The organism is Pseudomonas persica (assembly GCF_900291015.1).
Taxonomy (GTDB): Bacteria; Pseudomonadota; Gammaproteobacteria; order Pseudomonadales; family Pseudomonadaceae; genus Aquipseudomonas.
In genome coordinates this window covers 235,000-261,533 of sequence record NZ_OLKL01000018.1, presented here as the reverse complement: position 1 = coordinate 261,533, position 26,534 = coordinate 235,000, and the positions used below count along the sequence as shown (strand labels likewise).

Annotated in this window: 26 protein-coding genes and 5 tRNA genes; 5 read left to right on the top strand and 26 right to left on the bottom strand. The window is 63.1% G+C overall.

Going from position 1 to position 26,534, the window contains the following annotated elements; genetic code table 11:
- Nucleotide 1: 1 nt before the first annotated feature.
- From FQ664_RS10045 to gltX, 5 genes are all read right to left on the bottom strand, one after another.
- Nucleotides 2–77 (bottom strand) — tRNA-Ala (locus FQ664_RS10045).
- A 53-nt stretch (nucleotides 78–130) separates the two neighbouring features.
- Nucleotides 131–206 (bottom strand) — tRNA-Glu (locus FQ664_RS10040).
- 2 nt (nucleotides 207–208) lie between these two features.
- Nucleotides 209–284: transfer RNA gene (locus FQ664_RS10035), tRNA-Glu, on the bottom strand.
- A 72-nt stretch (nucleotides 285–356) separates the two neighbouring features.
- Nucleotides 357–432: transfer RNA gene (locus tag FQ664_RS10030), tRNA-Ala, on the bottom strand.
- 289 nt (nucleotides 433–721) lie between these two features.
- The gene (gene gltX, locus FQ664_RS10020; protein ID WP_144171782.1) at nucleotides 722–2,203 is read right to left on the bottom strand and encodes a glutamate--tRNA ligase; all 1,482 of its coding nucleotides are present in this window, start codon (nucleotides 2,201–2,203) and stop codon (nucleotides 722–724) included.
- Between the two features lie 143 nt (nucleotides 2,204–2,346).
- Between gltX and FQ664_RS10015 the strand changes: the two genes are divergently transcribed.
- Complete coding sequence (locus FQ664_RS10015; protein WP_144171781.1) at nucleotides 2,347–3,402, top strand: HlyD family secretion protein; 1,056 nt, start codon at nucleotides 2,347–2,349, stop codon at nucleotides 3,400–3,402.
- A complete protein-coding gene (locus FQ664_RS10010; RefSeq protein ID WP_144171780.1) occupies nucleotides 3,392–4,942 on the top strand; it encodes an MDR family MFS transporter in 1,551 nt (516 codons plus the stop codon). The genes FQ664_RS10015 and FQ664_RS10010 overlap by 11 nt, the downstream gene beginning before the upstream one ends.
- Before the next feature lie 133 nt (nucleotides 4,943–5,075).
- Here FQ664_RS10010 and uvrB read toward each other — a convergent pair whose 3' ends face one another.
- Nucleotides 5,076–7,091, bottom strand: a complete 2,016-nt coding sequence (gene uvrB / locus FQ664_RS10005; RefSeq protein WP_144171779.1) for an excinuclease ABC subunit UvrB — start codon at nucleotides 7,089–7,091, stop codon at nucleotides 5,076–5,078.
- A 288-nt stretch (nucleotides 7,092–7,379) separates the two neighbouring features.
- On the opposite strand from uvrB, the gene FQ664_RS10000 reads away from it, so the two are divergent.
- On the top strand, nucleotides 7,380–8,576 hold the full coding sequence (locus FQ664_RS10000) for an amino acid aminotransferase (RefSeq protein WP_144171778.1): 1,197 nt from the start codon (nucleotides 7,380–7,382) through the stop codon (nucleotides 8,574–8,576).
- 62 nt (nucleotides 8,577–8,638) lie between these two features.
- A tRNA-Asn gene (locus FQ664_RS09995) sits at nucleotides 8,639–8,714 on the top strand.
- A 59-nt stretch (nucleotides 8,715–8,773) separates the two neighbouring features.
- On the opposite strand, the gene FQ664_RS09990 is transcribed toward FQ664_RS09995, so the two are convergent.
- The 17 genes from FQ664_RS09990 to FQ664_RS09910 all read right to left on the bottom strand — a co-directional run bounded on the left by FQ664_RS09990 (nucleotide 8,774) and on the right by FQ664_RS09910 (nucleotide 22,775).
- Nucleotides 8,774–9,175 (bottom strand): cupin domain-containing protein, encoded by a 402-nt coding sequence (locus FQ664_RS09990; protein ID WP_144171777.1) that lies wholly within the window; start codon nucleotides 9,173–9,175, stop codon nucleotides 8,774–8,776.
- 135 nt (nucleotides 9,176–9,310) lie between these two features.
- Nucleotides 9,311–9,871 carry a DUF1285 domain-containing protein gene (locus FQ664_RS09985; RefSeq protein ID WP_144171776.1) on the bottom strand — a complete coding sequence of 187 codons (561 nt, stop codon included), beginning with the start codon at nucleotides 9,869–9,871 and terminating at the stop codon, nucleotides 9,311–9,313.
- A gap of 10 nt (nucleotides 9,872–9,881) precedes the next feature.
- Complete coding sequence (locus tag FQ664_RS09980) at nucleotides 9,882–10,487, bottom strand: DUF4823 domain-containing protein (RefSeq protein WP_144171775.1); 606 nt, start codon at nucleotides 10,485–10,487, stop codon at nucleotides 9,882–9,884.
- Nucleotides 10,488–10,553: 66 nt separating this feature from the next.
- Nucleotides 10,554–11,522 (bottom strand): GTP 3',8-cyclase MoaA, encoded by a 969-nt coding sequence (locus tag FQ664_RS09975; RefSeq protein WP_144171774.1) that lies wholly within the window; start codon nucleotides 11,520–11,522, stop codon nucleotides 10,554–10,556.
- A 142-nt stretch (nucleotides 11,523–11,664) separates the two neighbouring features.
- The gene (locus tag FQ664_RS09970) at nucleotides 11,665–12,300 is read right to left on the bottom strand and encodes a TetR/AcrR family transcriptional regulator (protein WP_003260720.1); all 636 of its coding nucleotides are present in this window, start codon (nucleotides 12,298–12,300) and stop codon (nucleotides 11,665–11,667) included.
- A 481-nt stretch (nucleotides 12,301–12,781) separates the two neighbouring features.
- Complete coding sequence (locus FQ664_RS09965; RefSeq protein WP_144171773.1) at nucleotides 12,782–13,564, bottom strand: TatD family hydrolase; 783 nt, start codon at nucleotides 13,562–13,564, stop codon at nucleotides 12,782–12,784.
- A gap of 30 nt (nucleotides 13,565–13,594) precedes the next feature.
- The gene (locus FQ664_RS09960; RefSeq protein ID WP_144171772.1) at nucleotides 13,595–14,581 is read right to left on the bottom strand and encodes a DNA polymerase III subunit delta'; all 987 of its coding nucleotides are present in this window, start codon (nucleotides 14,579–14,581) and stop codon (nucleotides 13,595–13,597) included.
- The gene (gene tmk / locus FQ664_RS09955) at nucleotides 14,574–15,206 is read right to left on the bottom strand and encodes a dTMP kinase (protein WP_144171771.1); all 633 of its coding nucleotides are present in this window, start codon (nucleotides 15,204–15,206) and stop codon (nucleotides 14,574–14,576) included. Before tmk ends, FQ664_RS09960 begins: the two co-directional genes overlap by 8 nt.
- Before the next feature lie 9 nt (nucleotides 15,207–15,215).
- Entirely contained in the window at nucleotides 15,216–16,412 is a 1,197-nt protein-coding gene (gene mltG, locus FQ664_RS09950) for an endolytic transglycosylase MltG (RefSeq protein WP_144171770.1), read from the bottom strand.
- Between the two features lie 4 nt (nucleotides 16,413–16,416).
- On the bottom strand, nucleotides 16,417–17,232 hold the full coding sequence (gene pabC / locus FQ664_RS09945; protein ID WP_144171769.1) for an aminodeoxychorismate lyase: 816 nt from the start codon (nucleotides 17,230–17,232) through the stop codon (nucleotides 16,417–16,419).
- Nucleotides 17,232–18,476 (bottom strand): beta-ketoacyl-ACP synthase II, encoded by a 1,245-nt coding sequence (gene fabF, locus FQ664_RS09940; RefSeq protein WP_144171768.1) that lies wholly within the window; start codon nucleotides 18,474–18,476, stop codon nucleotides 17,232–17,234. The genes pabC and fabF overlap by 1 nt, the downstream gene beginning before the upstream one ends.
- A 175-nt stretch (nucleotides 18,477–18,651) precedes the next feature.
- Nucleotides 18,652–18,888 carry an acyl carrier protein gene (acpP, locus tag FQ664_RS09935; protein WP_144171767.1) on the bottom strand — a complete coding sequence of 79 codons (237 nt, stop codon included), beginning with the start codon at nucleotides 18,886–18,888 and terminating at the stop codon, nucleotides 18,652–18,654.
- A gap of 203 nt (nucleotides 18,889–19,091) precedes the next feature.
- The gene (fabG, locus tag FQ664_RS09930; RefSeq protein WP_063911721.1) at nucleotides 19,092–19,832 is read right to left on the bottom strand and encodes a 3-oxoacyl-ACP reductase FabG; all 741 of its coding nucleotides are present in this window, start codon (nucleotides 19,830–19,832) and stop codon (nucleotides 19,092–19,094) included.
- A gap of 15 nt (nucleotides 19,833–19,847) precedes the next feature.
- Nucleotides 19,848–20,786, bottom strand: coding sequence for an ACP S-malonyltransferase (gene fabD / locus FQ664_RS09925; RefSeq protein WP_144171766.1), 939 nt, complete (start codon nucleotides 20,784–20,786; stop codon nucleotides 19,848–19,850).
- Nucleotides 20,787–21,037: 251 nt separating this feature from the next.
- A complete protein-coding gene (gene plsX / locus FQ664_RS09920) occupies nucleotides 21,038–22,048 on the bottom strand; it encodes a phosphate acyltransferase PlsX (protein WP_144171765.1) in 1,011 nt (336 codons plus the stop codon).
- Between the two features lie 3 nt (nucleotides 22,049–22,051).
- Nucleotides 22,052–22,234: a 50S ribosomal protein L32 gene (gene rpmF / locus FQ664_RS09915; protein WP_003247154.1), complete on the bottom strand. Its 183-nt coding sequence runs from the start codon at nucleotides 22,232–22,234 to the stop codon at nucleotides 22,052–22,054.
- Nucleotides 22,235–22,247: 13 nt separating this feature from the next.
- Nucleotides 22,248–22,775, bottom strand: a complete 528-nt coding sequence (locus tag FQ664_RS09910; RefSeq protein ID WP_114170339.1) for a YceD family protein — start codon at nucleotides 22,773–22,775, stop codon at nucleotides 22,248–22,250.
- Nucleotides 22,776–22,871: 96 nt separating this feature from the next.
- On the opposite strand from FQ664_RS09910, the gene FQ664_RS09905 reads away from it, so the two are divergent.
- Nucleotides 22,872–23,450, top strand: a complete 579-nt coding sequence (locus FQ664_RS09905; protein ID WP_144171764.1) for a Maf family protein — start codon at nucleotides 22,872–22,874, stop codon at nucleotides 23,448–23,450.
- A 300-nt stretch (nucleotides 23,451–23,750) separates the two neighbouring features.
- Here the strand turns inward: FQ664_RS09905 and sppA are convergent, their stop codons facing one another.
- From sppA to rluC, 3 genes are read right to left on the bottom strand one after another with little or no spacing between them, the layout of a single operon-like run.
- Entirely contained in the window at nucleotides 23,751–24,740 is a 990-nt protein-coding gene (gene sppA, locus FQ664_RS09900) for a signal peptide peptidase SppA (RefSeq protein ID WP_144171763.1), read from the bottom strand.
- A 6-nt stretch (nucleotides 24,741–24,746) separates the two neighbouring features.
- Entirely contained in the window at nucleotides 24,747–25,421 is a 675-nt protein-coding gene (locus FQ664_RS09895) for an HAD family hydrolase (protein WP_144171762.1), read from the bottom strand.
- 3 nt (nucleotides 25,422–25,424) lie between these two features.
- The gene (gene rluC / locus FQ664_RS09890; protein ID WP_013971570.1) at nucleotides 25,425–26,381 is read right to left on the bottom strand and encodes a 23S rRNA pseudouridine(955/2504/2580) synthase RluC; all 957 of its coding nucleotides are present in this window, start codon (nucleotides 26,379–26,381) and stop codon (nucleotides 25,425–25,427) included.
- Nucleotides 26,382–26,534: the final 153 nt, after the last annotated feature.

Below are 26,534 nucleotides of genomic sequence, written 5' to 3'. Positions count from 1 at the left end.
TTGGTGGAGCTAAGCGGGATCGAACCGCTGACCTCCTGCATGCCATGCAGGCGCTCTCCCAGCTGAGCTATAGCCCCGGATTTCTAGCCTCTCGGCCCAGCGACATCCTGAAACATCGCTTGTGCAAAACTGGCGTCCCCTAGGGGACTCGAACCCCTGTTACCGCCGTGAAAGGGCGGTGTCCTAGGCCACTAGACGAAGGGGACGNTGGCGTCCCCTAGGGGACTCGAACCCCTGTTACCGCCGTGAAAGGGCGGTGTCCTAGGCCACTAGACGAAGGGGACGAACCTTCTTACCTTCAAGACCCGGTTGCTGGACCCGGTCTTGCCCGACAGCATTGGCTGCCAAGCGGAATTTGGTGGAGCTAAGCGGGATCGAACCGCTGACCTCCTGCATGCCATGCAGGCGCTCTCCCAGCTGAGCTATAGCCCCACAATGTCGCTTTGAACCGAAGCGCTGGCTGAGGGCCTGGCGTTTCGTTTTCGTTCATCGCTGTGGACGGGGCGCATATTAAGATCGGATTGCAGGGCTGTCAAACGAATTTTTCAAAATATTCAAAAAAATTTTCACAGATAACAATCACTTACCGCCCTACCTCTACTAAAACCTGGGCAGTGAGCCCTGTGGGAGCGGGTTTACCCGCGAATGCGGCGGTGCATGCACCATCGTATTCGCGGGTGAACCTGCTCCCACAGGTTCGGCTATAGCCTGGGGACCGCTGTCAGGCGATGGAAGCCAGCAGCTTTTCCCACTCTTTGTTTTCTTTCTTCGACACACCACCCAGCAGGTCCAGGGCCTGGCGCAGGCGGTAGCGGGTCAGGTCCGGCCCAAGGATTTCCATCGCGTCCAGTACCGAAACCGAGCTGGCCTGGCCGGTAATGGCGGCAAACATCAGCGGCATTGCGTCACGCAACTTCAGCTCCAGCGCTTCGACCACCGCCTGGATGCAGCCGGTAATGCGCTCTTTCTCCCATTGACGCAGGCTTTCGAGCTTCCACAGGATCAGCTGGATCACCTGGCGCACCTGGTCGGCCGACAGCTTCTTGCTTTCGAACAACTTGGCATCCAGCTTCAGCGCGCCTTCGAAGAAGAACCCGCCCAGCGGGGCGACCTGACTGAAAGTTTCCACCCGGCCCTGCACATGCGGGGCAATCTTCATCATGTAGTCGCTATTGAACGCCCACTTCTGCAGGCGCGCGGCGAACTCCGCGACCGGCAGTTCGCGCAGCCACTGACCGTTCAGCCAGGACAGCTTCTCGATGTCGAAGATCGGGCCGCCCAGCGAGATACGCGACAGGTCGAAGTGCTCGACCATCTCGGCCAGCGAGAACTTCTCGCGCTCGTCCGGCATCGACCAGCCCATGCGGCCCAGGTAGTTGAGCATCGCCTCGGGCATGAAGCCCATGCGCTCGTAGAACGTCACCGAAGTCGGGTTCTTGCGCTTGGACAGCTTGGACTTGTCCGGGTTACGCAGCAGCGGCATGTAGCACAGCTTGGGCTGTTCCCAGCCGAAGTATTCGTACAGTTTGATCAGCTTGGGGGCCGATGGCAGCCACTCTTCGCCGCGCAGCACGTGGGTGATGCCCATAAGATGGTCATCGACCACGTTGGCCAGGAAGTACGTCGGCAGGCCGTCGTTCTTCATCAACACCTGCATGTCCATGCGGTCCCACGGGATCTCGACCTCGCCACGCAGCATGTCCGGCACCACGCACACGCCTTCGCTCGGCACTTTCATGCGGATCACGTGCGGCTCGCCAGCGTCCAGACGGCGCTGCACTTCCTCGGCGCTCAGCAGCAGCGCACGGCCGTCGTAGCGCGGGGTTTCGCCACGGGCTTGCTGCTCGGCGCGCATCTGCTCCAGCTCTTCGGCGGTGCAGAAGCAGTAGAAGGCATGGCCGGCGTCAACCAGTTCCTTGGCGTACTTGGCGTAGATCTCGCCACGCTCGCTCTGCCGGTACGGGCCGTGCGGGCCACCAACGTCCGGGCCTTCGTTCCATTCGATGCCGAGCCAGCGCAGGGCATCGAAGATCTGCTGCTCCGACTCGCGCGTGGAGCGCAACTGGTCGGTGTCCTCGATGCGCAGGATGAACTCACCGCCGTGCTGCTTGGCAAAGCAGTAGTTGAACAGGGCGATGTAGGCGGTGCCGACATGGGGGTCGCCGGTAGGCGATGGCGCGATACGCGTGCGTACGGTGGTCATGGAGAGTCTCGAACGAAAGATGAAACAAAGGCCGGATGTTAGCAGGAGGCAGGCACCGGGCTCCAGCAATGGCGCGAACGTCACTTGTCGAGCGGCCATGCGCCGCTGTTAAATTTATTTACATTTCTGGAACAATAGTCCTCATGCCTGCCCAACTCAAACGCCGCCTGCTGGTCTTCTTCACCCTGGTGGCCATCATCGCCCTCGCCTTCCTGGGCCACTGGTACTTCAAGGGCCGCTTCTACGAAAGCACCGACAACGCCTACGTACAGGGCGAGATCACACGCATTTCCAGCCAGTTGGGCGCGCGCATCGACGAGGTCCGGGTCGAGGACAACCAGCACGTCAGGAAAGGCGATCTGCTGGTGCGCCTGGAGGCCGCCGACTTCGAACTGGCCGTGCAACGCGCCCGTGCCGCCCTGGCCACCCGCGAAGCCGAGCAGGTGCAGGCGCAAAGCCGCCTGACCCAGCAAGCCAGCCTGATCGCCGCCGGCCAGGCCCAGGTGGCGGCCAGCCAGGCCACCTTCGACCGCTCGCGCCTGGACCTGAGCCGTGCCGAAAAGCTGCGCAAGCCTGGTTTCGTATCGGAAGAGCGGGTCACCACCCTGTACGCGGACAGCCATGTCGCCGGCTCGCGGGTCGACAAGGCCCGTGCCGACCTGCAAAGCCAGCGCCAGCAGATCAATGCGCTGGCCGCCGAGCTCAAGCGCCTCGACGCGCAAATCGCCAACGCCCGCGCCGACCTGGCACAGGCCCAACTGAACCTGGCCCGCTGCGAAATCCGCGCACCGATCAGCGGCCGCATCGGCCAGCGCAACGCGCGCAATGGCCAGGTGGTACAGGCCGGTGCCTACCTGCTGTCGATCGTGCCGGACGAAGACATCTGGGTGCAGGCCAACTTCAAGGAAACCCAGATTGGCCGCATGCAGCCCGGCCAGCGTGCCGAACTGCTGTTCGACAGCTACCCCGACACGCCGGTCGAAGGCCGGGTCGACAGCCTGTTCGCCGCCTCCGGCGCGCAGTTCAGCCTGCTGCCGCCCGACAACGCCACCGGCAACTTCACCAAGGTGGTACAGCGCATCCCGGTCAAGCTGACCTTCCGCGCCGACAACCCACTGCACGGGCACATCCGCCCCGGTATGTCGGTGACCGCCACCGTCGACCTGCGCAGCGAGGACGAAGGCCACAATGGCCGCTGACCCGTTGCTCAGGCCCACCGCGGAGCCGACCCGGCAGGACTGGATCGCGGTAATGAGCGTGATGCTCGGCGCCTTCATGGCAGTACTGGACATCCAGATCACCAACTCGTCACTCAAGGACATCCAGGGCGCACTGTCGGCGACGCTGGAGGAAGGCTCATGGATTTCCACCTCTTACCTGGTAGCGGAAATCATCATGATCCCGCTCACTGCCTGGCTGGTGCAGCTGCTGTCGGCGCGGCGCCTGGCGGTGTGGGTATCCAGCGGTTTCCTGTTGTCGTCGTTGTTGTGCTCGATGGCCTGGAACCTGGAGAGCATGATCCTGTTCCGCGCCCTGCAGGGCTTTACTGGCGGTGCACTGATCCCGCTGGCTTTCACCCTGACCCTGACCAAGCTGCCCGAACACCACCGCGCCAAGGGCATGGCCATGTTCGCCATGACCGCCACCTTCGCCCCCTCCATCGGCCCTACCCTGGGCGGCTGGCTGACCGAGAACTGGGGCTGGGAATACATTTTCTACATCAACGTGCCGCCGGGCCTGGTGATGATCGCCGGCCTGCTGTACGGGCTGGAGAAGAAGGATGCGCACTGGGAACTGCTGAAAAGCACCGATTATGCCGGCATCGTCACCCTGGGCCTGGGGCTGGGCTGCCTGCAGGTTTTCCTGGAGGAAGGCCACCGCAAGGACTGGCTGGAATCACAGCTGATCGTCGGCCTGGGCAGCATCGCGCTGATCAGCCTGATCACCTTCATCATCCTGCAGTTTTCCAAGCCACACCCGCTGATCAACCTGCGCATCCTCGGCAACCGCAATTTCGGCCTGTCGAGCATCGCCAGCCTGGGCATGGGAGTGGGGTTGTACGGGTCGATCTACCTGCTGCCGCTGTACCTGGCGCAGGTGCAAGGCTACAACGCCTTGCAGATCGGCGAGGTGATCATGTGGATGGGCATCCCGCAGCTGTTCCTGATCCCGCTGGTGCCGCAACTGATGAAAGTGGTGTCGCCCAAGGTGTTGTGCGCCCTGGGGTTCTGCCTGTTCGGCGCCGCCAGTTTCGGCTCAGGGGTACTCAACCCGGATTTCGCCGGGCCGCAGTTCAACCATATCCAGATCATCCGTGCCATCGGCCAACCAATGATCATGGTGACCATTTCGCTGATCGCTACGGCGTATATCCAGCCGCAGGATGCGGGTTCGGCGTCGAGCCTGTTCAATATCCTGCGTAATCTGGGCGGTGCGATTGGCATTGCACTGCTGGCCACATTGCTGGATGCACGGACCAAGGTGTATTTCGATTACCTGAGGGAGTCGGTGGTGCCGAGCAACCCGCAGGTGGCGGAGCGGTTGGCGCAACTGGCAGAGCGGCTGGGCAATGACAATGCGGCGCTGGGCAAGTTGAGCGAGATAACCCATCAGCAGGCGCTGATCATGGCCTACAACGATGCCTTCCACTTTGTCGGAATCGGCCTGGCGGTAAGCATGGTGGCGGTGTTGTTGACCCGCAAGTTGCCAGAGGGGTTGAAGGCTGGGGAAGCCCATTGAGTTGGTTGTTGCCTGTGCCGGCCTCTTCGCGGGTAAACCCGCTCCCACAGGTACGGCGCAGTTCCTGAAACCTGGGGAGAGCCCTATGGGAGCGGGTTTACCCGCGAAGAGGCCATTACTGGCGATAGAGATATCAGCTGGTAATCAATCGCTCGCGCAACTGGGCAATCTCGTCGCGCAATTGCGCTGCGGCCTCGAACTCCAGATCGCGGGCGAACTGCATCATCTTCTCTTCCAGCTGCTTGATGCGCTTGGTGATCTCGCCCGGCGTGCGCAGCTCGGCCTCGTAGCGGGCACTCTCCTCTGCCGCCTTGGCCATGCCCTTGCGCTTCTTGCTGCGCGCGCCGGGCACGGTGGCGCCTTCCATGATGTCGGTGATGTCCTTGACCACGCCCTTGGGCACGATGCCATTGGCCTGGTTGAAGGCGATCTGCTTCTCGCGACGACGCTCGGTCTCGTCGATGGCGCGCTGCATGGAGCCGGTGATGTTGTCGGCATACAGGATGGCCCGGCCATTGAGGTTGCGCGCAGCACGGCCGATGGTCTGGATCAGTGAGCGCTCGGAACGCAGGAAACCTTCCTTGTCGGCATCGAGGATCGCCACCAGCGACACCTCGGGCATGTCCAGGCCCTCGCGCAGCAGGTTGATGCCCACCAGCACGTCGAAGGTCCCCAGGCGCAGGTCGCGGATGATCTCCACCCGCTCGACGGTGTCGATGTCCGAATGCAGGTAACGCACCCGCACGTCATGGTCGGCCAGGTAGTCGGTCAGGTCTTCTGCCATGCGCTTGGTCAGCGTGGTCGCCAGTACCCGCTCCCCCTGCGCCACGCGCTTGCGGATCTCCGACAGCAGGTCATCCACCTGGGTAAGCGCCGGGCGCACTTCCACCTGCGGGTCGACCAGGCCGGTCGGGCGCACCACCTGCTCCACCACGCGCCCGGCGTGCTCAGCCTCATAGGGGCCCGGGGTGGCGGACACGAAGATGGTCTGCGGGCTGACATCCTCCCACTCGTCGAAACGCATCGGCCGGTTGTCCAGTGCCGAAGGCAGGCGGAAGCCGTATTCGACCAGGGTTTCCTTGCGCGAGCGGTCGCCCTTGTACATGGCGCCGACCTGCGGAACGCTGACGTGGGATTCGTCGATCACCAGCAGCGCATCAGGCGGCAGGTAGTCGTACAGAGTGGGCGGCGGCGCCCCGGCCGGGCGCCCGGACAGGTAGCGCGAGTAGTTCTCGATGCCGTTGCAGTAGCCCAGCTCCAGGATCATCTCCAGATCGAAGCGGGTGCGTTGCTCCAGGCGCTGGGCTTCGACCAGCTTGTTGGCCTTCTGCAGGTATTCCAGGCGGCCCTTGAGCTCCTCCTTGATGCCCTCCACCGCCTCCAGCAGGGTTTCCCGCGGGGTGACGTAGTGGCTCTTGGGGTAGAAGGTGAAGCGCGGCAGCTTGCGGAAGACCTCGCCGGTCAGCGGGTCGAAGGCGGCGATGTTTTCCACTTCGTCATCGAACAGTTCGATACGGATGGCCTCAAGGTCCGATTCGGCCGGGAAGATGTCGATCACATCGCCGCGCACGCGGAAGGTGGCGCGGGCAAAGTCCATCTCGTTGCGAGTGTATTGCAGGTCGGCCAGGCGGCGCAGTAGCGCGCGCTGGTCGAGCTGGTCGCCGCGGTCCACGTGCAGGACCATTTTCAGGTAGGTCTCGGGGCTACCCAGACCGTAGATGCACGACACGGTGGTGACGATGATCGCGTCGCGCCGCTCCAGCAGCGCCTTGGTCGCCGACAGGCGCATCTGCTCGATGTGGTCGTTGATCGAAGCATCCTTCTCGATGAAGGTGTCGGAGGACGGTACGTAAGCTTCAGGCTGGTAGTAGTCGTAATAGGAAACGAAGTACTCCACCGCATTGTTGGGGAAGAACGCCTTGAACTCGCCATACAGCTGCGCGGCCAGGGTCTTGTTCGGCGCCAGCACCAGGGTCGGGCGCTGCACCTGCTGGATGACATTGGCGATACTGAAGGTCTTGCCCGAGCCGGTCACCCCGAGCAGCGTCTGATGCGACAGCCCCGCCTCGATGCCTTCGACCATCTGCCGGATGGCCTCGGGCTGGTCGCCGGCCGGCTGGAAACGGGTGACGAGCTGGAACTCGGACATGACGGACCTCGCGGTGTTGCAGCAACTGTAAATTTAGCCAGTAGTCTATACCCAAATGCGCCTGTCGGGGGGCGCTTTCAAGGCACAGCTGTGAGCGCTTGTTACGGTGGACACGGCAATTAGACCAATGGTCGAAAAATATTTGCGCAAATGACTGGAAAAGCTGCGCCATAGTGTCGCGGTGACCGGTCGGTATCACTATACTGACACCCCGTTTGTGCACCGCTTCAGTGCATTCGGGCTGGAGCGTGTACGTCCTATCACACTCCAATCAGAGCCAAGGTAACAATGAGCCTGTTTTCCGCTGTCGAGCTGGCACCCCGCGACCCTATTCTGGGCCTCAACGAAGCATTCAATGCCGACCCACGTACCGACAAGGTCAACCTGGGTGTAGGTGTGTACTGCAATGAGGAAGGCCGCATTCCGCTGCTGCGCGCCGTGATCGAAGCCGAGACCCAGCGTGCCGCCCAGCACGCCTCGCGCGGCTACCTGCCGATCGACGGCATCGCCACCTACGACCAGGCTGTACAAAAGTTGCTGTTCGGTGCCGAGTCGCCACTGCTGGCCGCTGGCCGCGTGGTTACCGTGCAGGCCGTCGGCGGTACCGGCGCACTGAAGATTGGTGCCGACTTCCTCAAGCGTGTGTCGCCGAACGCCTTGGTTGCCATCAGCGACCCGAGCTGGGAAAACCACCGCGCGCTGTTCGAATCGGCCGGCTTCCCAGTACAGAACTACCGCTACTACGACGCGCCGACCAACGACGTCAACCGCGCCGGCATGCTCGAAGACCTGAACAACCTGCCGTCCGGCTCGATCGTGGTGCTGCACGCCTGCTGCCACAACCCGACCGGCGTCGACCTGAGCCTGGACGACTGGAAAAATGTCCTGGCAGTGGTCAAGGCCAAGGGCCACGTGCCGTTCCTCGACATGGCCTACCAGGGCTTCGGTGACGGCATCGCCGAAGACGCCTTCGCCGTGCGCCTGTTCGCCGAGTCGGGCCTGGAGTTCTTCGTGTCCAGCTCGTTCTCCAAGTCGTTCTCGCTGTACGGCGAGCGCGTCGGCGCGCTGTCGATCGTCACCGCCTCCAAGGACGAGAGCACCCGCGTGCTGTCGCAGGTCAAGCGCGTGATCCGCACCACCTACTCCAACCCGCCGACCCACGGTGCAACCATCGTTGCCACCGTGCTGAACAGCGCCGAACTGCGCCAGATGTGGGAAAGCGAGCTGGCCGAAATGCGCGAGCGCATCCACGGCATGCGCAAGCAGATGGTTTCGCTGCTGGCCGAATATGGCGCCAACCGCGACTTCAGCTTCGTTGGCCGCCAGGTCGGCATGTTCTCGTACTCGGGCCTGACCGTTGAGCAAGTCGCGCGCCTGAAGAACGACTTCGGCATCTATGCCCTGGATACCGGCCGCATCGCGGTTGCCGCGCTGAACCAGAGCAACATCCACGTGGTCACCAAGGCCATCGTCGAAGTACTGTAACTGCTTGATTTGTCAGGGGGTGGCTTGACTTCCCCCTGGCAATCAGTAAGATACGCACAGATTCCGCGATAGCTCAGTCGGTAGAGCAAATGACTGTTAATCATTGGGTCCCTGGTTCGAGTCCAGGTCGCGGAGCCAACCACTGAGAAAGCCCTCGGATGCGCAAGCAACCGGGGGCTTTTTCGTTATGTTTGCAGTCAGTTCTTCAGCGGCTCGGTCACGGGCTTGCCTTCATCCACCAGGCTCCAGACCAGCAGCTTGGCTGGCCGGGTCTGGCTGGCGTTGCGTGACACCCTGTGTACGGTGCCTGGCGCCTCGTACCAGTATTCGCCGGCCTTGTAGGTTTTCTCCGACTCGTCGTTGAGCTTCGATACCACCGCCCCTTCCAGCACGTAGGCCATCACTGCGCCCGGATGTTGATGCGCGGGTGATGCCTGGCCGGGGGCGTAGCTGACGGTGAGCATCACGGCATTCTTGCCGGGGGGGTTCGAGGGTTGTTGCTGCTGCAGGACCTTGACCTGGCCGGAAGCGTTGCCGTGGGCCCAGACAGAGGATTGGGCGGCGAGCAGGGCGAAGAGGATGATGCTCAGGGGTTTCATGGGGGCGTCTCCTGGATGGCAATTGCCTGCAGGTTAGGCCTGTGGGGCAGAGAGACAAATGGCCAATTCGGGGAAAAACCAAGAGGCCGATTGTGGCCTGTGCCCGCGAAGAGGCCGGCACAGGCCACAGGGACCTCACCTGCTACGCCCGATCGGGTAAAACTCGCCCTGGCTCCATACCCCAAGCCACTCCTCACCCTCGATCTCACGCGGCACCGCCAGCTCCACCAACTGGTAGAACACATTGCGATGAATCAGCGCCTCGAGGTTACTGCGCATCAGCACATACGGCGATGGCTCCTGCGTCACCGGATCGATCACCACGCGCAAGGGGTTGGCCGGCCCGGCCTCGACCTGGTCCTCGACATTACTGGTGAAACGCAGCAGCTGCTGCTCCCCCTCCCCCTCCACGTCCAGCGCCACCGCCACGAACGGCGCATCATCGACGCGAATGCCCACCTTCTCCACCGGGGTAATCAGGAAGTAGTCATCGCCATCGCGGCGGATGATGGTGGAAAACAGCCGCACCATCGGCTTGCGCCCGATCGGTGTACCCAGGTAGTACCAGGTGCCATCACGGGCAATGCGCATGTCGATGTCACCGCAGAAGTCCGGGTTCCACAGATGCACCGGCGGCAGGCCCTTGGCCTTGGGGATCTGCGCCAGAAGATCATTGGCCTTGCCGGAATCGCTCATCACGCGTGCCTCATTCACTCACACCCAGAAGGCTACGAGCGTACTCGCGCATTGGCGTGCCAAGCAAATCTTCCGGGGTGTTGTCGTGGAACGTCAACAAACCGCCACGGCTCTTGATACGCGCGGTGTCGATCAGGTAGCGGGTGTTGGTTTCGATCAGCATCATCTGCACCACACCGGTGTCCCAGCCCAGGCGGTCGACCGCCTGTTCGTCATACCACTCGTCGCCATTGCCGATACGGTCGTCGGTGCGGGCGAAGCGGGTGTACAGCACGTAGTCGGCCCCCACCGAACGGGCCTGGGCGATGGCCTCTTCCAGGCCCAGCGGGCCTTGGGCACGACGCACCAGCGGGAAATACTCGACGAAGCTCTTGAAGGCCTGCTCGGCCACCACGTTCTGCCGTGGCACCGGCCCCTTGCCCGGTGGCACGAACGCGCCCTGGCCGATGAAGATGAACGAATCAGGCTGCAGACGGATCGACAGGGTGCGACGGGTATCGCTATGGTTCAGCAGACCCGCATCGCTCATGTGATAGCGGACGCCCTCGCCCATATCGCTGACACTCATACAACCGCCCAACGCCATCAGCGCCAGCAGCAAGACCAGGCTACGCATCTTTCCTCCAGTGACCGGCGACGAAAAACCGGCGAATAGCCGGCGGATGCAGCTTTTGCGCCAGCTTCAGCCACCGATCACCTTCATCACCATCACATCGCCGGAAAACGCCAAGTCCTGCTTGTCTGCCAAAGCCTTGACCAGCAAGCGCTGCAGGGCCGGCAGCGCCTGATGGCGAGGCTTTTCCAGCAGATCGCCGACGAACTGGCGATTACCCGACGACAGGCAGCCATGCAGCCATCCCGTGGAGGACAGCCGCAGCCGCGAGCAGGTGCGGCAGAACGGTACACTTTCGTTGGCGATCACGCCGAAGTGCCCCCTGCCGGGGATCTGATAACGCAAGGCGGTGGCGTCCAGCGGCGCGTCGACCTGGGCATAGGCATGCTTGCCAGCAATCAGTGCGAGCAACTGGTCAAGGCCGACGAACTGCTGCAGGAAGGCGTTGTGGTCACGGGCCAGGTGGCCCATGCGCATGAGTTCGATGAAGCGCAGTTCGAAGCCGCGCTCAAGGCAGTAATCCAGCAGCGGCAGCACCTGGTCGAGGTTGTGCCCGCGCATCGGCACCATATTCACCTTGATTTGCATGCCCAGGGCGCTGGCCTGCTGCATACCCGCCAGCACGCTGGCCAGGTCGCCGCCCCGGGCAATGTGGCGGAAGGCCTGCGGGTCAAGGGTATCGAGGGAAACGTTCAGCCGGCGGATACCGGCCGCCTGCAACTGTGGCAACTTGCGCACCAGCAGCTGGCCATTGGTGGTCAGCGAGATATCGTCAAGGTCAAGCTTGGCCACGGCGGCCAGGAAGGCGTCCAGGCGCGGACTGACCAATGGCTCACCGCCGGTGATGCGCAAGCGCTCGATACCGGCGGCTTCAATCAGGTAGGCCACACCACGGGCCAGGGCATCCGCCGGCAGTTCGTCCTGCGCCGCCACCAGGCGCTTGCCGTCTGGTACGCAGTAGGTGCAGGCATAATTACAGGCAGCCGTCAGGCTGACGCGCAGGTTGCGAAAACGCCTGCCTTGACGATCGACGATCATGAATGACTCCGGCATGGATGATGGGGGCCGGCAAAACCTGACTCATAAATCAGGTTTTTGCAAGCCCCGGCACATCGCCGAATTCTGTAGGAGCAGCCTTGTGCTGCTCCTGCAGGTACTGCGTACTACCTGCAAGGGAACTTCAGTTCGAGGGTTCCGGGTCGCGCTTGCGCTTGTTGCCCATGCGCACGCCAATGTCCATCAGGAACTGGAAGAAGCCTTCCTGATCCTCCAGCACATTGCTCCAGAACGGCGAGTGGTACAGCGCCACGGCGCCGTGCACCAGCGCCCAAGCGGCGCAGTAGTGGAAATACGGTGGCACGTCTTCGAGCTTGCCTTCGCTGATACGGCCCTTGATCAGCTGGGTCAGGCGATCGAAGTTGGAGGCACGGATGCTGTGCAGCTGCTCGACCATTTCCGGCACCTGGTTGCCCTTGACCACCTTTTCTTCCAGGCGGTCGAACAGCCGGTAACGCTGCGGGTCGCGCATGCGGAACTCGAAGTAGGCTCGCGACAGGGCTTCCTTGTCGCGGTCGACGTCGGCCGAATGCAACAGTGCGTTCAGGTCGCGCTCGTAGTCGAGCATCAGGCGCAGGTAGATCTCCGCCTTGGACTTGAAGTGCTTGTAGATCGTGCCTTTGCCGATGCCCACGGCGTCGGCGATCATCTCGACGGTGACGCTGTCTTCACCCTGTTCGAGAAACAGTTTGAGCGCGGTGTCGAGGATTTCCTGTTCGCGGCGGCGAAACTCACGGACCTTACGAGGTTCTTTCTGCATGGGAAGGACTGGATGACAATCGAAGCGGTTTATTATGCCTAACTTGCGGGAAATTGCACGGATCATCCAAGCATGTCTGTGTTTCACCATGCATACGGCCATGCGCTGCGGGAGGAATGAAACGTCGGCGTATTCCAAATCTGTTTAAAAAACGACCGATATGCACTGGCACTGCGCCAAACCTGACCAATACTTGAAGTGTTGGCGCGGCGCATCCCCCCCAAGTGGCGCGCCGATAAAGGTGCTCAGGGACCGCGTACCTTTGTTTTACTCCTAATGGTCTTAACCCGGATTCCCCCCCCAGAACCCGGGTTTTTTTTGCGTGGTTCGAGGGGGATTGCCGGAGGGCAGCCAGGTGCCTGCCTCAAGTTTTGCAGCGCCTGTGAAATCGAGCGCCGCGCGGGCGGCGCTCGAACGGATAGGCGCCGAAGATGTTATGGCGGGCACTTGATAGCCCTCGCACACCCCCAAACCCTTCGAGTCAGCCCACCCGCGCCAACGGGAACAAGCGCTTGAAGTTGGCAGTGGTCTGCTCGGCCAACTGCTCATAACTGGCCCCCCGCAGCGAAGCCACATACTCCGCCACCTCGCGCACATACTGCGGCAAGTTCGGCTTGCCCCGGTGCGGAATCGGCGCCAGATACGGCGAATCGGTCTCCACCAGCAACCGATCGACCGGCACCTGCCGTGCCACTTCACGCAGGGCATCGGCATTGCGGAAGGTAACGATGCCAGACAACGAGATGTAATACCCCAGGTCCAGCGCCGCCTTGGCCATGTCCCAGTCTTCGGTGAAACAATGCAGCACACCGGCCTGCGGCAGGTTGGCCTCGCGCAGCAACGCCAAGGTATCGGCACGCGCCGCACGGGTGTGCACGATCACCGGTTTGCCGGTCTGCCGCGACGCCTCCAGGTGCAGGCGGAACGAAGCCTGCTGCAGTTCGGCAGCCTCCGGCTCGTAGTGGTAATCCAGCCCGGTTTCACCAATGGCCACCACATGCGGGTGAGCCAGTTCGCGCAGCAGCCACTCCAGCGCCGGCGTTTCGCCCGGTGCCAGGTCCAGCGGGTGCACCCCCACCGAGCAATCGACATCAGCGTACTGCTCGCTCAGCGCTTTCACCGCGCCGGCATTCTCGGCACTTACGCCAATACACAGGAAATGCCCGACCCCGCGCTCACGCGCCGCCTGCAGGGCAGCATCGAGGGAGCCCTGATGGGCGCTCAGGTCAAGACGGTCGAGGTGGCAATGGGAATCTACAAGCATGGGATAACGGCACACATGAAAAAATGAAAATCAGCGGGCGCCCGGCAACTGCAGCCAGTGAGCCAGCAGCGCTTCAAGCAGCAGGGCGCGGTTGAGGTTGGCCTTGCCCAGCACCTTCTGGCGCTGTTCCAGGATCCACGACTGCACCTCCAGCACCTTGGCCTGGCGGCTCTTCTGCGCCAGGTACTGCACCACCTTGCGCATATCAGCCAAGCCTAACCCCTCCTCGTCCTGGGTCAACTGGTAGCGCAGGATCAGGTGGGCCCAATCGCAGAACCAGTCAAACAGCAACAGCAGTGGTACACCGCTCCAGGCATCGGCCAGTTGGCTGGGCGATTGCTGCTGCTTGAGCAGCTTCTTCACTCCGTCGGTGACCAGCGCGCGCTGCTCGCGCACGCCTTGCGCCTGCAGGCTGACCGCCATCAGCGGCGAACCGGCAGCCAAGGTCAGCAACTCGTCGCGCTCGGCCTCGTCACTGTCGGGCAGCGCGCCGACCAGCCAGGCCTGGCTCTGGGCCAGGCTGGGCTGCGGGCAGGCGACCTGCTGGCAGCGGCTCTTGATGGTCGGCAACAGGCGGCTGGGCTGGTGGGTGACCAACAGCAACACGGTATCGCCAGAAGGCTCTTCAAGGCTCTTGAGCAGGGCGTTGGAGGCGTTGACGTTCATCGCCTCCACCGGCTCGATCAGCACCACCTTGCGCCCGCCCAGTTGCGCGGTCTGCACCACGAAGGCCACCAGCTCGCGCACCTGGTCGACCTTGATCGGCTTGTCGGCTTCCTCGGGCTCGAGGACGAAGTTGTCAGGGTGGCTGCCGGCCTTGAGCAACAGACAGGACTTGCACCCGCCACAGGCCTCCAGGCCCTGGGGTTGCTGGCACAGCAGGCGGGCCATCAGGCGCTCGGCCAGGGCCCGCTTGCCGATACCCTGCGGCCCATGCAGCAGGTAGGCGTGAGCGTGCTGGCGGCGGCCGGCCAGTTGCTGCCAGAGGGCCTGCTGCCAGGGATAGGCCTCAGCCACGGCAACGCTCCACAATGCCTGGCAGCAGCGCATCGATGGCGCGCTGCACGGCCTCCAGGGGTTGGCCGGCATCGAGCAGGCGATAGCGTTGCGGTTCCCGCCCGGCGCGCTGCAGGTAGGCCTGGCGCACCGCTTCAAAGAACGCCTGGCCTTCCTGCTCGAAACGGTCCAGGCGGCCACGGGCGGCGGCACGGGCCAGGCCCACTTCGACCGGCAGGTCGAAGACCAGGGTAAGGCCCGGGCGCAGGTCGCCCTGGACAAACTGCTCCAGGGCGGCGATACGCTCGACTGGCAAACCGCGCCCGCCGCCCTGATAGGCGTACGTGGCATCGGTAAATCTGTCACACAAGACAACGGCCCCGCGGGCCAGCGCCGGCCGGATCACCTGCGCCAGGTGCTGGGCACGCGCAGCAAACACCAGCAGCAGCTCGGTGTCGGCCGCCATGCTTTCATCGCTGGGCGCCAGCAGCAGCTCACGCACCTTTTCGGCCAGCGGCGTACCACCGGGTTCACGGGTCAGCACCACATCCAGGCCCTGCTCGCGCAGGCGCGCGGCCAGGTAGTCGCGGTTGGTGCTCTTGCCCGCGCCTTCGGGGCCTTCCAAAGTAATAAACAAGCCGCTCACAGGCAGTCCTTAAGGTTGTTCGTCAGGCATCGGCCGTTCGGCCGCTTGCGCGCCGCCGGCAGGGGCGTCCTGCACAGGCGGCTGATCGAGTGCTGGCTGCGCAGTAGAGTCGTCCGCAGGCGCCTCGGGTTGTTCGGCCTCGCCGGCACCCGGCTGTGGCTCTGGCTGCGATTGCGGCGCGGGGCTGGAGCGGTAGTCCGCACGGCGCTTGAGCTGGAACTCGCGCACCGCCGAGTTGTGGTCGTCGAGGTCGTCGGAAAACACATGGCTGCCATCGCCACGGGCGACGAAGTACAGGCTGGTGCCATCGGACGGGTTGAGCGCCGCGTGAATCGCCTCACGGCCGACCATGGCGATCGGGGTCGGCGGCAGGCCGGTCATGGTGTAGGTGTTGTACGGGGTCGGCTCGCGCAGGTCGGCGCGAGTGATCTTGCCGTTGTAGCGCTCACCCATGCCGTAGATCACCGTGGGATCGGTCTGCAGCATCATGCCCAGGCGCAGGCGCCGTACGAAAACACCGGCGATCTGCCCGCGTTCCTGGGGAATGCCGGTTTCCTTCTCCACCAGCGAGGCCATGATCAGCGCCTGGTACGGGTCACGGTATGGCAGGTCGGTGGTGCGCTCGGCCCACTCCTTGGCCAGCACTTCATCCAGGCGCATATAGGCCTGCTGCAGCAGTTCGACATCGCTCATGCCGCGCACGAAGCGGTAGGTGTCCGGGAAGAAGCGCCCCTCGGGGAACACGCCGGTATGGCCGAGCTTGTCCATCACTTCCGAGTCGGACAGGCCGTCCAGGGTGTGCTTGATCTTTTCATGCTTGGCCACGGCCGAGCGCACCTGGCGGAAGGTCCAGCCTTCGACCAGGGTCAGGTTGTACTGCACCACGTCGGCCCGACGCCAGGCATCGAACAACTGCTCCACGGTCATGCCGGGGGTCAGGCGGTACTCGCCGGTATGCAGGGGAGTGCCGGCCATGTTGAAGCGCCAGTACAGGCGCAACCAGACGGCATCGTCGAGCAACCCTTCGCTCTGCATGCGATAGAACATGCGGTTGGGGGTGGTGCCATTGGGCACGTCGAGCAGGCGCTCCTGCGTCACGTGCAGGGGCTGCTCCAGGACCGAGTTGACCTTCCAGGCCGACCAGCCCACAGCCAGGCCGGCGAGGATCAAGCCCATTTCCAGCAGCAGCAGGAATTTACGTCTCACGAATTCAGGTTTCCAGTAACGTACGGGCAACGGCCTGCAGTTTACGGGTGAGCGGGCCCGGCGACCAGTTTAGCGCGGCAACGCCACGCACGGGCCAGACACCGTAGACGCTATTGCAAACAAATACTTCATCTGCCTGCTCCAGCGCGTTGAACGGCAGGTCGCAGACCTGCACCGGGATGCCCTGCAGTGCTGCCTGTTCCAGCAACGCAGCCCGCATCACGCCAGCGACGCCACAGCGGCTGAGGTCGGCCGTGAGCAGCACGCCATCGCGCACCAGGAACAGATTGCTGTACACCCCTTCGATCACCCTGCCCTGCCCGTCACGCATCAGGCCTTCGGCATGTTCGCTGTCCTGCCATTCGGCACGGGCCAGCACCTGCTCCAGGCGGTTGAGGTGTTTGAGGCCAGCCAGCAGCGGTTGTTCCGCAAGCCGGGTCTGGCACGGGAACAAGCGCACGCCGTGTTCGGCGTGTTCGACAGGATAGCTGGGCAACGGACTGCCCTGCAGGATACGCCGCGGCGCGGCACCGGCAACCGGCGCGTAGCCGCGCTGGCTGTCGCCACGGGTAATGATGAGTTTGGCTACGCCATCACCGAGCTGGCCGGCATAGCGCTGGAGTTCGTCGCGCACCAGCGCCAGGTCGGCGCTGATCGCCAGGCGCTGGCAGCCCAGCGCCAGGCGTGCGAGATGGCCATCCAGCAGGCTGGGCCGGCCGCCGCGCACGGCGATGGTCTCGAACAGGCCATCGCCGTAGGCCAGCCCACGGTTCTGCAGGTTGACTGCAGCCGCCGGCTGGCCATCGATCCAGCTGTGCATCAATCGGCGAACCGGCGGAATACCAGCGAGCCGTTGGTGCCGCCAAAGCCGAACGAATTGGACAACACCACATCGATCGGCATGCTGCGCGCCTGGTGCGGCACGAAGTCGAGGTCGCAGCCTTCGTCCGGTTCGTCCAGGTTGATGGTGGGCGGAGCCATCTGACTGTTGATCGCCAGCACGCTGAAGATCGCTTCCACGGCACCAGCGGCGCCCAACAGGTGGCCGGTCATCGACTTGGTCGAGCTGACCGCCAGCTTGTAGGCATGCTCACCGAACACGCGCTTGATCGCCGCCACTTCGGCGACATCGCCCGCCGGGGTCGAGGTGCCGTGGGCATTGATGTAGCTGACCTCTTCCGGCTGGATGCCAGCATCGCGCAGGGCGTTGGCCATGCAGCGGGCAGCGCCTTCGCCGGTGTCGGGTGGCGAAGTCATGTGGTAGGCGTCACCGCTCATGCCAAAGCCGACCAGCTCGGCATAGATGGTCGCGCCGCGGGCCTTGGCATGCTCCAGCTCTTCGAGCACCAGGGCACCGGCACCGTCGGACAGCACGAAGCCGTCACGGCCCTTGTCCCACGGGCGGCTGGCCCGGCTTGGCTCGTCGTTGCGGGTGGACAGTGCACGCGAGGCACCGAAACCGCCCATGCCCAGGCCGCAGGCGGCCATTTCGGCGCCGCCGGCGATCATCACGTCGGCTTCACCGTAGGCGATGTTGCGCGCGGCCATGCCGATGCAGTGGGTGCCAGTGGTGCATGCAGTGGCAATGGCGTAGTTCGGCCCTTGCAGCCCCAGGTGGATCGACAGGAAGCCGGAGATCATGTTGATGATCGAGCCTGGCACGAAGAACGGCGAGATACGACGCGGCCCCGAATCGTGCAGGGTGCGGCTGGTTTCTTCGATGTTGGTCAGGCCACCGATACCCGAGCCCATCGCCACACCAATACGCTGGCGATTGGCGTCGGTGACTTCCAGGCCGGCATTTCGCACCGCCTGGAACCCTGCCGCCAGGCCGTACTGGATGAACAGGTCGAGCTTGCGAGCCTCTTTGGCCGACAGGTATTGCTCGACCTCGAAGCCTTTCACCGAGCCGCCAAAACGGGTGGAGTAGGCAGACAGGTCCGTGTGTTCGATCGGACCGATGCCACTGCGGCCAGCCAGAATGCCCTGCCAGGTGCTCGGTACATCGGTACCCAGTGGCGACAGCATACCCATACCGGTGACCACGACGCGTCTACGCGACACAGTACTCTCCTTTTTCTAATCACAGAGTTTCTTGCCATTGCATTACAGGCAATGGAATGAAATGGCAACAAGCTCTTGCAGCAAGCGAAACGACGCCGCAGGCTCGCAAAGAAAAAACCGCACGCCGGCAAAGGCAGTGCGGTTTTTCCCGACAAGAAGCGTCGACTACAGCGTCTTAGGCCTGGTGGCTTTTGACGTAGTCGATAGCAGCTTGAACGGTAGTGATCTTCTCGGCTTCTTCGTCAGGGATTTCGGTCTCGAATTCCTCTTCCAGAGCCATCACCAGCTCAACGGTGTCAAGCGAATCGGCACCCAGGTCATCGACGAAGGACTTCTCGACAGTCACTTCCTCTTCCTTGACGCCCAGTTGCTCGGCGACGATTTTCTTGACGCGTTCTTCGATGGTGCTCATACCTAGTTTTCACTCCTAATGGACATATGTCAGGCAGCTGGCCGGTGGCTAATTTTATAGAAAGACGTTCGCTTTTCAAGCTAAACGCACCTTCACACCAATCACCACACCCGCTGCCTGGAATCTGGTTGCAGCTTTATAACGGATTTTAGGCTCGCAGTATGACTCTTTTTTTACGAAATCCGTCACATTGAGTTGCAGTGTTACATGTACATCCCGCCGTTGACCGGCACGGTAGCGCCGGTTACGTAGGCTGCGCCGTCGGATGCCAGGAACGAAACCACCTTGGCAATTTCGTCGGCCTGGCCCAAGCGGCCCAGCGGGATCTGGGTCTGCAGGGCTTCGCGCTGCGCTTCTGGCAGCTCGCGGGTCATGTCGGTGTCGATGAAGCCCGGGGTCACCGAATTGACGGTGATGCCGCGCGAGCCCACTTCACGCGCCAGGGCGCGGCTGAAGCCTTCCAGGCCGGCCTTGGCGGCCGCATAGTTGGCCTGGCCGGCATTGCCCATGGCACCGACGACCGAACCGATGCTGATGATACGACCCCAACGCGCCTTGGTCATGCCACGCAGCACGCCCTTGGACAGACGGTAGAGGCTGTTCAGGTTGGTATCGATCACGTCGAACCACTCGTCGTCCTTCATGCGCAGCATGAGGTTGTCGCGGGTGATCCCGGCATTGTTGACCAGGATGGCCGGTGCGCCGAACTGCTCGCCGATGGCAGCCAGTACAGCTTCAACCGATTCGGCGCTGGTCACGTTCAGTTCCATGCCGGTACCGGCGATGCCGTGCTCTTTCAGGGTGGCCGCAATGCGCTCGGCGCCGGAAGCCGAAGTGGCGGTGCCGATCACGGTCGCGCCCTGGCGGCCCAGCTCGAGGGCGATGGCCTGGCCGATGCCACGGCTGGCGCCGGTAACCAGTGCAACTTTACCTTGCAGGCTCATGCAAGCTTCTCCAAATCAGGCCAGTGCCGCGCGAGTGGCGGCGACGGCGTCAGGGGTGTTGAGGTTGTAGGTGGTCACGCCGTCGGCGCAACGCTTGTTAAGACCAGCCAGGACCTTGCCCGGACCACACTCGACCAGGTTGACCGCACCGTTGGCGGCCAGGGTCTGCACGCACTCGACCCAGCGTACCGGCTGGTACAGCTGTGCCAGCAGGTCGTGCTTGAGGGCATCGAGGTCGGCGGCGACGGCAGCAGTGACGTTCTGCACCACCGGAATCTGCGGGGCCTTCCATTCGATGGCATTGACCGAATCGGCAAAGCGCTCGGCGGCCGGCTTCATCAGGGCGCAGTGCGACGGCACGCTGACCGCCAGCGGCAGGGCGCGCTTGGCACCTTTGGCCTTGCACAGCTCGATGGCGCGATCGACGGCGGCCTTGTTGCCGGCGATGACCACCTGGCCCGGCGAGTTGAAGTTGACCGCGCTGACCACTTGGTCTTCGGCCGCTTCGGCGCAGATTTCCACGACCACGGCATCGTCCAGGCCGAGAATGGCAGCCATGGCGCCATGACCAGCCGGTACCGCTTCCTGCATCAGTTGGCCACGGCGCTCGACCAGGCGCACGGCGTCCTTCAGGCTGATGCTGCCGGCAGCAACCAGCGCGCTGTATTCGCCCAGGCTATGACCGGCAACGAAGGCTGGCGTGGCGCCGCCACCTTCCAGCCACAGGCGCCACAGCGCGATGGACGCGGTGAGGATGGCCGGCTGGGTCTTGTCGGTCTGGTTGAGTTGTTCTTCCGGACCTTCCTGGACCAGCTTCCACAGGTCGTAACCGAGCGCCTCGGATGCTTCCTTGAAGGTTTCGATGATCACTGGCTTCTCGGCGCCGAGCTCGGCGAGCATGCCCAGCGACTGGGAACCTTGACCGGGAAAGACGAATGCGAGAGATGCAGACATTGAACAAGCCCTTATGATCTTGTCGTCGGATAGGGTGCGCCAGGCCCTGGGCCAGGCGCGGAATCTGAAAGCTTGGATGGATACTCCACCTGCGCGGTCACATTTAAGCACTTCATCGGCGATATGCCTAAGGTCTTTGTTTACCTGTGCCGGCCCTTTCGCGGGCTTGCCCGCCCCCACAGATACCCCACAATCTTCAGCCCCGTGGCAATCCTGCAGCAGCGGGCAAGCCCGCAAAAGGCCGGCACAGGCTACAACAGCAAATCCTCCAACCGCCCATGCAAGCGCTGCGGCAGGTTTTCCTGGATCTCGATCAACGCCCGCTGAATGGCACTCTGGAAGCCCTGCACCCCCGCCGAACCATGGCTCTTGATGACGATGCCCTGCAACCCCAGGAAACTCGCGCCATTGTGCCGCGCCGGCGCCAGGTCGGCCTGCAGGCGCTTGAGCAGCGGCATGGCCACGGCCCCGGCTGCCCGCGACAACACGCCACCCTTGAACAACTGCTCGATGCGCGCGCCGATCATCGTCGCCAGCCCCTCGCTGGACTTGAGCAGGATGTTGCCGACGAATCCGTCGCACACCACCACATCGGCCTCGCCACGATACAACCCGTCGCCCTCGACGAAGCCTATGTAGTTGAGCCCGCGAGCGTTCTGCAACAGGCTGGCCGCCAGCTTGACCTGCTGGTTGCCCTTGATGTCCTCGGTACCGATATTCAGCAGCGCCACGCGCGGCCGCTGCACCCCCAGGGCCTGGGCGGCCACCGAGCCCATGACGGCGAACTGGTAGAGGTTCTCGGCACTGCAGTCGACATTGGCGCCAAGGTCGAGCAGCTGGCAATAACCGGTCTGGGTCGGGATCGCCGCCACCATCGCCGGCCGGTCGATACCCGGCAGTGTCTTGAGCACGAAACGCGACAGCGCCATCAGCGCCCCGGTATTGCCGGCACTGACGCAGGCCTGGGCCTTGCCGTCACGTACCAGTTCGAGGGCGATGCGCATCGACGAGTCCGGCTTGCCGCGCAGCGCCTGGGATGGCCGCTCGTCCATGCCGATCACCTCGCTGGCGGCCACGATTTGCAGGCGCGCGCGATCCGCAGCCGCAAGGCCACTGACTAGATCTTCAAGAAGGGAGGGTTGACCGACGAGGGTCAGGTGCAGCGAGGGGGTAGCCGAAAGGCAGGCAATGCTAGCCTGGACAATGCTGCGGGGACCGAAGTCCCCGCCCATTGCGTCGATCGCGATGACCTGAGCAGACAAGGATTACTCGTCAGCGCCCTTGTCGACCACTTTGCGACCACGGTATACGCCTTCTGGCGAAACGTGGTGACGCAGGTGTACTTCACCGGTGGTTTTCTCTACCGACAGCGCGTTTTCCGACAGGGCGTCGTGCGAACGGCGCATGTCACGGGCAGAGCGGGATTTTTTGTTCTGCTGAACAGCCATAATTGATTAACTCCTAAACGTTTGGGTCACGCTTTAACTGCGCCAAAACACTGAACGGGTTGGACCGCGATACCTCGTCCTTGCTCGATTCGGGCTCGTCTGCGCCCGCCGGCTGCTGGCATTCTTCCGGATGGTGAGCAGGCACGATTGGCAAGGCGAGCAGAAGCTCTTCCTCGACCAGTGCCTGCAGATCCAAAGGATCTTCGCCCAGTTCCAGCACGTCATAGCCTTTCGGCAACGACTGGGTATTCGCACCCTCCTTCACCACGGCGTATGTACATTCGCTGTGGATCGGCAGGGTGACCAGCTCAAGACAACGCTGGCAAACCATCTTGACCTCGACGTCCAGCTCGCTGTGGATAACCACCACGTGCTGTTCATCTCGTTCAAAATCGAACTTCGCCTGCACCGTACCGACATTGTCGGAAAGCGGGTCGCAGAGTCTTTCCAAATCAGCGAGTTGCAGCGAACCATTAATGGTTACGCCACGATCGGCTAATTTGCGCGGGTCAACGTGAGGTGGAATCGGGTCATTCAACATAGGCGCAGCATTCTAGGGATGCCCCCCGCCCCTGTCAAAGGAAATTCAGCGGCATCGTGCGTGATAGAATTTGTTCAATTGATTCAGGAGTCTACCATGCTTCCTCTGCTACTGGCTTCCAGCTCTACTTATCGCCGCGAACTGCTCGCACGCCTGCGCCTGCCCTTCACCTGGGCAAGCCCCGACATAGACGAGCGGCGCCGGGATGACGAACCGGCGGTGGAGCTGGTGCGCCGGCTGGCCAGGCAAAAAGCCGAGGCGCTGGCGGGCAGCCACCCCGGGCACCTGATCATCGGTTCGGACCAGGTTGCGGTACTGGGTGAGCAGGTACTGGGCAAACCACACACCTTCGAGCGGGCCTGCGAGCAGTTGCTGGAGTGCAGCGGGCAGCAGGTGAGCTTCCTGACCGGGCTGGCATTGCTGAACAGCGCCACCGGGCACTGCCAGGTCGACTGCGTGCCATTTACCGTAAGCCTGCGCGAACTGGACCGGGAGCGGGTGGAGCGCTATGTGGCGGCGGAACAGCCGCTGGACTGCGCCGGGAGCTTCAAGGCGGAGGGGCTGGGGGTGAGCTTGTTTCAGAGCACGCATGGCTGCGATGCAACCAGCCTGATCGGGCTACCGTTGATTCGACTGGTGGATATGCTGACCAAGGAAGGGGTGGTGGTTCCCTAACCGGGCCGGGGATTTGTGGCGACCGGGAGATTTTTGGCGCCTGGGAGATCGAGCGCCGCCCGCGCGGCGTATCGCGAGCTTTGCTCGCTCCTACGTTTGTTTCGGGCCAATCATTCCTGTGGGCTCTGCGCGCGTACGTTTTGGTGTACGGCATGATATCGCGCCGCATGAACCAGGCGGTCGCGCGCGCCTGGCACAGGCATAACTAGCCCGAAACAAACGTAGGAGCGAGCAAAGCTCGCGATGCGCCGCGCGGGCGGCGCTCGATCTCACAAACACCACAAAACGTACGACGGATACTCAACGCAACTGCGGCCCCTGGAACCCCATCCACATTGCCAGGCGCTCGGCCACACTGGCCCCCACGCGCTTGGAGAAGCGATCGAGCGCCGATTCCTGCACAGTGAAGTCCACCAGTTCCTTCTCGCCCACGATCTCGCGCGCCACATAGCTGGCACTGCCCAGCCCATCCACCAGCCCCAACTCCTTGGCCTGCTCACCCGACCAGACCAGACCACTGAACAGTTCCGGATGCTCCTTGTCCTTCAGGCGCTCGCCCCGCCCCTGCTTGACCATGGCAATGAATTGCTGGTGCGTGGTGTTCAGCACGCCCTGCCAGAACTCGGTCTCTTCCGGCTTCTGCGGCGAGAACGGGTCAAGGAAGGCCTTGTGCTCACCAGCGGTGTAGGTACGCCGCTCCACACCCAGCTTCTCCATGGTGCCGACAAAGCCGTAACCGGCCGCCGTCACACCAATCGAGCCCACCAGGCTGGCCTTGTCGGCATAGATCTCGTCCGCCGCACTGGCGATGTAGTAGGCACCGGAAGCACCAAGGTCGGCGATCACCGCATACAGTTTGATAGCCGGGTATTCGGCGCGCAGGCGGCGGATTTCGTCATACACGTAACCCGACTGTACCGGGCTGCCGCCCGGGCTGTTGATGCGCATCACCACAGCCTTGGTCTTGCTGTCCTTGAACGCCTCGCGCAGACTCTTGACGATATTGTCGGCGCTGGCGGGCTCCTGATCGGCAATCACCCCGCGCACCTCGACCAGCGCGGTATGGCTGACACTGCGCGACGCCGCCTTGTCCATGTCCATCAGCGGCGTGAACAAGACCAGGATGCCGAACAGGTAGACGAAGGCCAGCAACTTGAAGAAGATCCCCCAGCGTCGCGCCCGGCGCTGCTCCTGAACGCTTGCCAGCAGGGTCTTTTCCAGCAACTTCCAGCTCTTGCGCTCTTCGCGCTCCTCGGGTTCGGCCTCAGGGGCTTTCCAGTCGTCTGCCATGCTTACCTACCTTGGAAATGGGATTGCGGAACCGCCCAGCCACTCACGCAACTGGGAAAAATGATCGATGCACACCTGCGGACCAAATTCGGCCAGCGCCTGTAGCGACATGGCACCATAGCCCACGGCCACCGAATGCATGCCGGCATTGCTCGCCATCTGCAGGTCGAATGCCGAATCGCCAACCATCAGCGCACGCCCTGGTTCGACACCGCAATGACCGAGGATTTCCTCGAGCATCCGCGGGTGCGGCTTGCCGCGGGTCTCGTCGGCGGCGCGAGTGATGTCGAAGAACTGCTCCCAGCCATTGGCCTTGAGCACCCGGTCCAGCCCGCGACGCGCCTTGCCGGTAGCCACCGCCAGGCGGTAACCCTCGCCACGGAAGGCATCCAGCGACTCGACCACGCCCTCGAACAGCGGCGAGGGCTGCTGATCCAGAGCCATGTAGATATCGGCATAGTGCTGACGAAAGCTTTCGACCTGCGCAGGCGCCAGATGCGGGTACAGGGTGTGGATCGCCTCGCCCAGGGCCAGGCCGATGATACCCTTGACCGCGCCCTCGCTGCTTTGCGCCTCACCGGCACGCTCGGCGGCGGCGTTCATGGCCTCGACGATACGCCCGATCGAGTCGGCCAGGGTACCGTCCCAGTCGAAGATCAGTAGCTCATAGCCTTTTTTCATAGCTCAGGACGCACTCAGACGTTCAACGGTTTTCGCCCAGACTTCATCCACCGGCGCCTCGAGCTTCAGTTCGCCACCGTCCGGCAGCGGCACGGTCAACGCATAGGCATGCAGGAACAGGCGCTTGCCGCCCAAGTCGCGAATTTCGCGACTGAAGTCCTCGTCGCCGTACTTGCTGTCGCCAGCGATCATATGCCCGGCATGCAGGGTGTGCACGCGGATCTGGTGGGTACGGCCCGTGATCGGGCGCGCCTCGACAATGGTGGCGAACTCGCCGAAGCGGCGCAGCACGCGGAACAGGGTCAGCGCCTCCTTGCCCTCGTCGTTCACCTCGACCATGCGCTCGCCGGAGCGCAGGTTGCTCTTGAGCAACGGCGCGCTGACCTGCTTCTTCGAGGTCGGCCAGTGGCCACGCACCAGCGCCATGTAGCGCTTGTCGACACCATCACCGCGCAGCGCGGCATGCAGGTGGCGCAGCATGCTGCGCTTCTTGGCGATCATCAGCAAGCCGGAGGTGTCGCGGTCCAGGCGGTGCACCAGCTCCAGCTCCTTGGCGTCCGGGCGCAACTGGCGCAGCGCCTCGATCACGCCGAAGCTCAGGCCGCTGCCGCCATGCACGGCGATGCCGGCCGGCTTGTTCATCACGATCAGCGCCTTGTCTTCATAGACGATGGCCGCCTCCAGGCGCTGCAACAGGCCCTGGGCCACCGGTGCCGGCTCGTCACGTTCCGGCAGGCGGACAGGCGGTACCCGCACGATGTCGCCGGCCTGGATCTTGTACTCCGGCTTGACGCGACCCTTGTTGACCCGTACTTCACCCTTGCGCAGGATGCGGTAGACCAAGGTCTTGGGCACGCCCTTGAGGGCCGTGATGAGGAAATTGTCGATGCGTTGGCCGGCAAGCTCCGGCGCGACTTCGATCAGCTGAACGCCGGAAGTCGGAGGGGTATTGGTCGTCATTGCGGGATCATAACAATTTTTTATGGAATTGAAGCACTTAATCATTGCTGCTATAGTCGCGAACGCCGCCAAAAGCGGCAGGCCAGCGGCACAAGGCTCCTAGCCGGCCCCTGACCAACGCAATTCTCCAGGACGCGAGGCCGTCCTACGGGG

What these genes read in the sequence shown, in the direction of transcription:
- gltX (WP_144171782.1), bottom strand. Translation starts at nt 2,203, where the DNA reads ATGACCACCGTACGCACGCGTATCGCGCCATCGCCTACCGGCGACCCC.
- FQ664_RS10015 (WP_144171781.1), top strand. Translation starts at nt 2,347, where the DNA reads ATGCCTGCCCAACTCAAACGCCGCCTGCTGGTCTTCTTCACCCTGGTG.
- FQ664_RS10010 (WP_144171780.1), top strand. Translation starts at nt 3,392, where the DNA reads ATGGCCGCTGACCCGTTGCTCAGGCCCACCGCGGAGCCGACCCGGCAG.
- uvrB (WP_144171779.1), bottom strand. Translation starts at nt 7,091, where the DNA reads ATGTCCGAGTTCCAGCTCGTCACCCGTTTCCAGCCGGCCGGCGACCAG.
- FQ664_RS10000 (WP_144171778.1), top strand. Translation starts at nt 7,380, where the DNA reads ATGAGCCTGTTTTCCGCTGTCGAGCTGGCACCCCGCGACCCTATTCTG.
- FQ664_RS09990 (WP_144171777.1), bottom strand. Translation starts at nt 9,175, where the DNA reads ATGAAACCCCTGAGCATCATCCTCTTCGCCCTGCTCGCCGCCCAATCC.
- FQ664_RS09985 (WP_144171776.1), bottom strand. Translation starts at nt 9,871, where the DNA reads ATGAGCGATTCCGGCAAGGCCAATGATCTTCTGGCGCAGATCCCCAAG.
- FQ664_RS09980 (WP_144171775.1), bottom strand. Translation starts at nt 10,487, where the DNA reads ATGCGTAGCCTGGTCTTGCTGCTGGCGCTGATGGCGTTGGGCGGTTGT.
- FQ664_RS09975 (WP_144171774.1), bottom strand. Translation starts at nt 11,522, where the DNA reads ATGATCGTCGATCGTCAAGGCAGGCGTTTTCGCAACCTGCGCGTCAGC.
- FQ664_RS09970 (WP_003260720.1), bottom strand. Translation starts at nt 12,300, where the DNA reads ATGCAGAAAGAACCTCGTAAGGTCCGTGAGTTTCGCCGCCGCGAACAG.
- FQ664_RS09965 (WP_144171773.1), bottom strand. Translation starts at nt 13,564, where the DNA reads ATGCTTGTAGATTCCCATTGCCACCTCGACCGTCTTGACCTGAGCGCC.
- pabC (WP_144171769.1), bottom strand. Translation starts at nt 17,232, where the DNA reads ATGCACAGCTGGATCGATGGCCAGCCGGCGGCTGCAGTCAACCTGCAG.
- acpP (WP_144171767.1), bottom strand. Translation starts at nt 18,888, where the DNA reads ATGAGCACCATCGAAGAACGCGTCAAGAAAATCGTCGCCGAGCAACTG.
- fabG (WP_063911721.1), bottom strand. Translation starts at nt 19,832, where the DNA reads ATGAGCCTGCAAGGTAAAGTTGCACTGGTTACCGGCGCCAGCCGTGGC.
- fabD (WP_144171766.1), bottom strand. Translation starts at nt 20,786, where the DNA reads ATGTCTGCATCTCTCGCATTCGTCTTTCCCGGTCAAGGTTCCCAGTCG.
- rpmF (WP_003247154.1), bottom strand. Translation starts at nt 22,234, where the DNA reads ATGGCTGTTCAGCAGAACAAAAAATCCCGCTCTGCCCGTGACATGCGC.
- FQ664_RS09910 (WP_114170339.1), bottom strand. Translation starts at nt 22,775, where the DNA reads ATGTTGAATGACCCGATTCCACCTCACGTTGACCCGCGCAAATTAGCC.
- FQ664_RS09905 (WP_144171764.1), top strand. Translation starts at nt 22,872, where the DNA reads ATGCTTCCTCTGCTACTGGCTTCCAGCTCTACTTATCGCCGCGAACTG.
- sppA (WP_144171763.1), bottom strand. Translation starts at nt 24,740, where the DNA reads ATGGCAGACGACTGGAAAGCCCCTGAGGCCGAACCCGAGGAGCGCGAA.
- FQ664_RS09895 (WP_144171762.1), bottom strand. Translation starts at nt 25,421, where the DNA reads ATGAAAAAAGGCTATGAGCTACTGATCTTCGACTGGGACGGTACCCTG.
- rluC (WP_013971570.1), bottom strand. Translation starts at nt 26,381, where the DNA reads ATGACGACCAATACCCCTCCGACTTCCGGCGTTCAGCTGATCGAAGTC.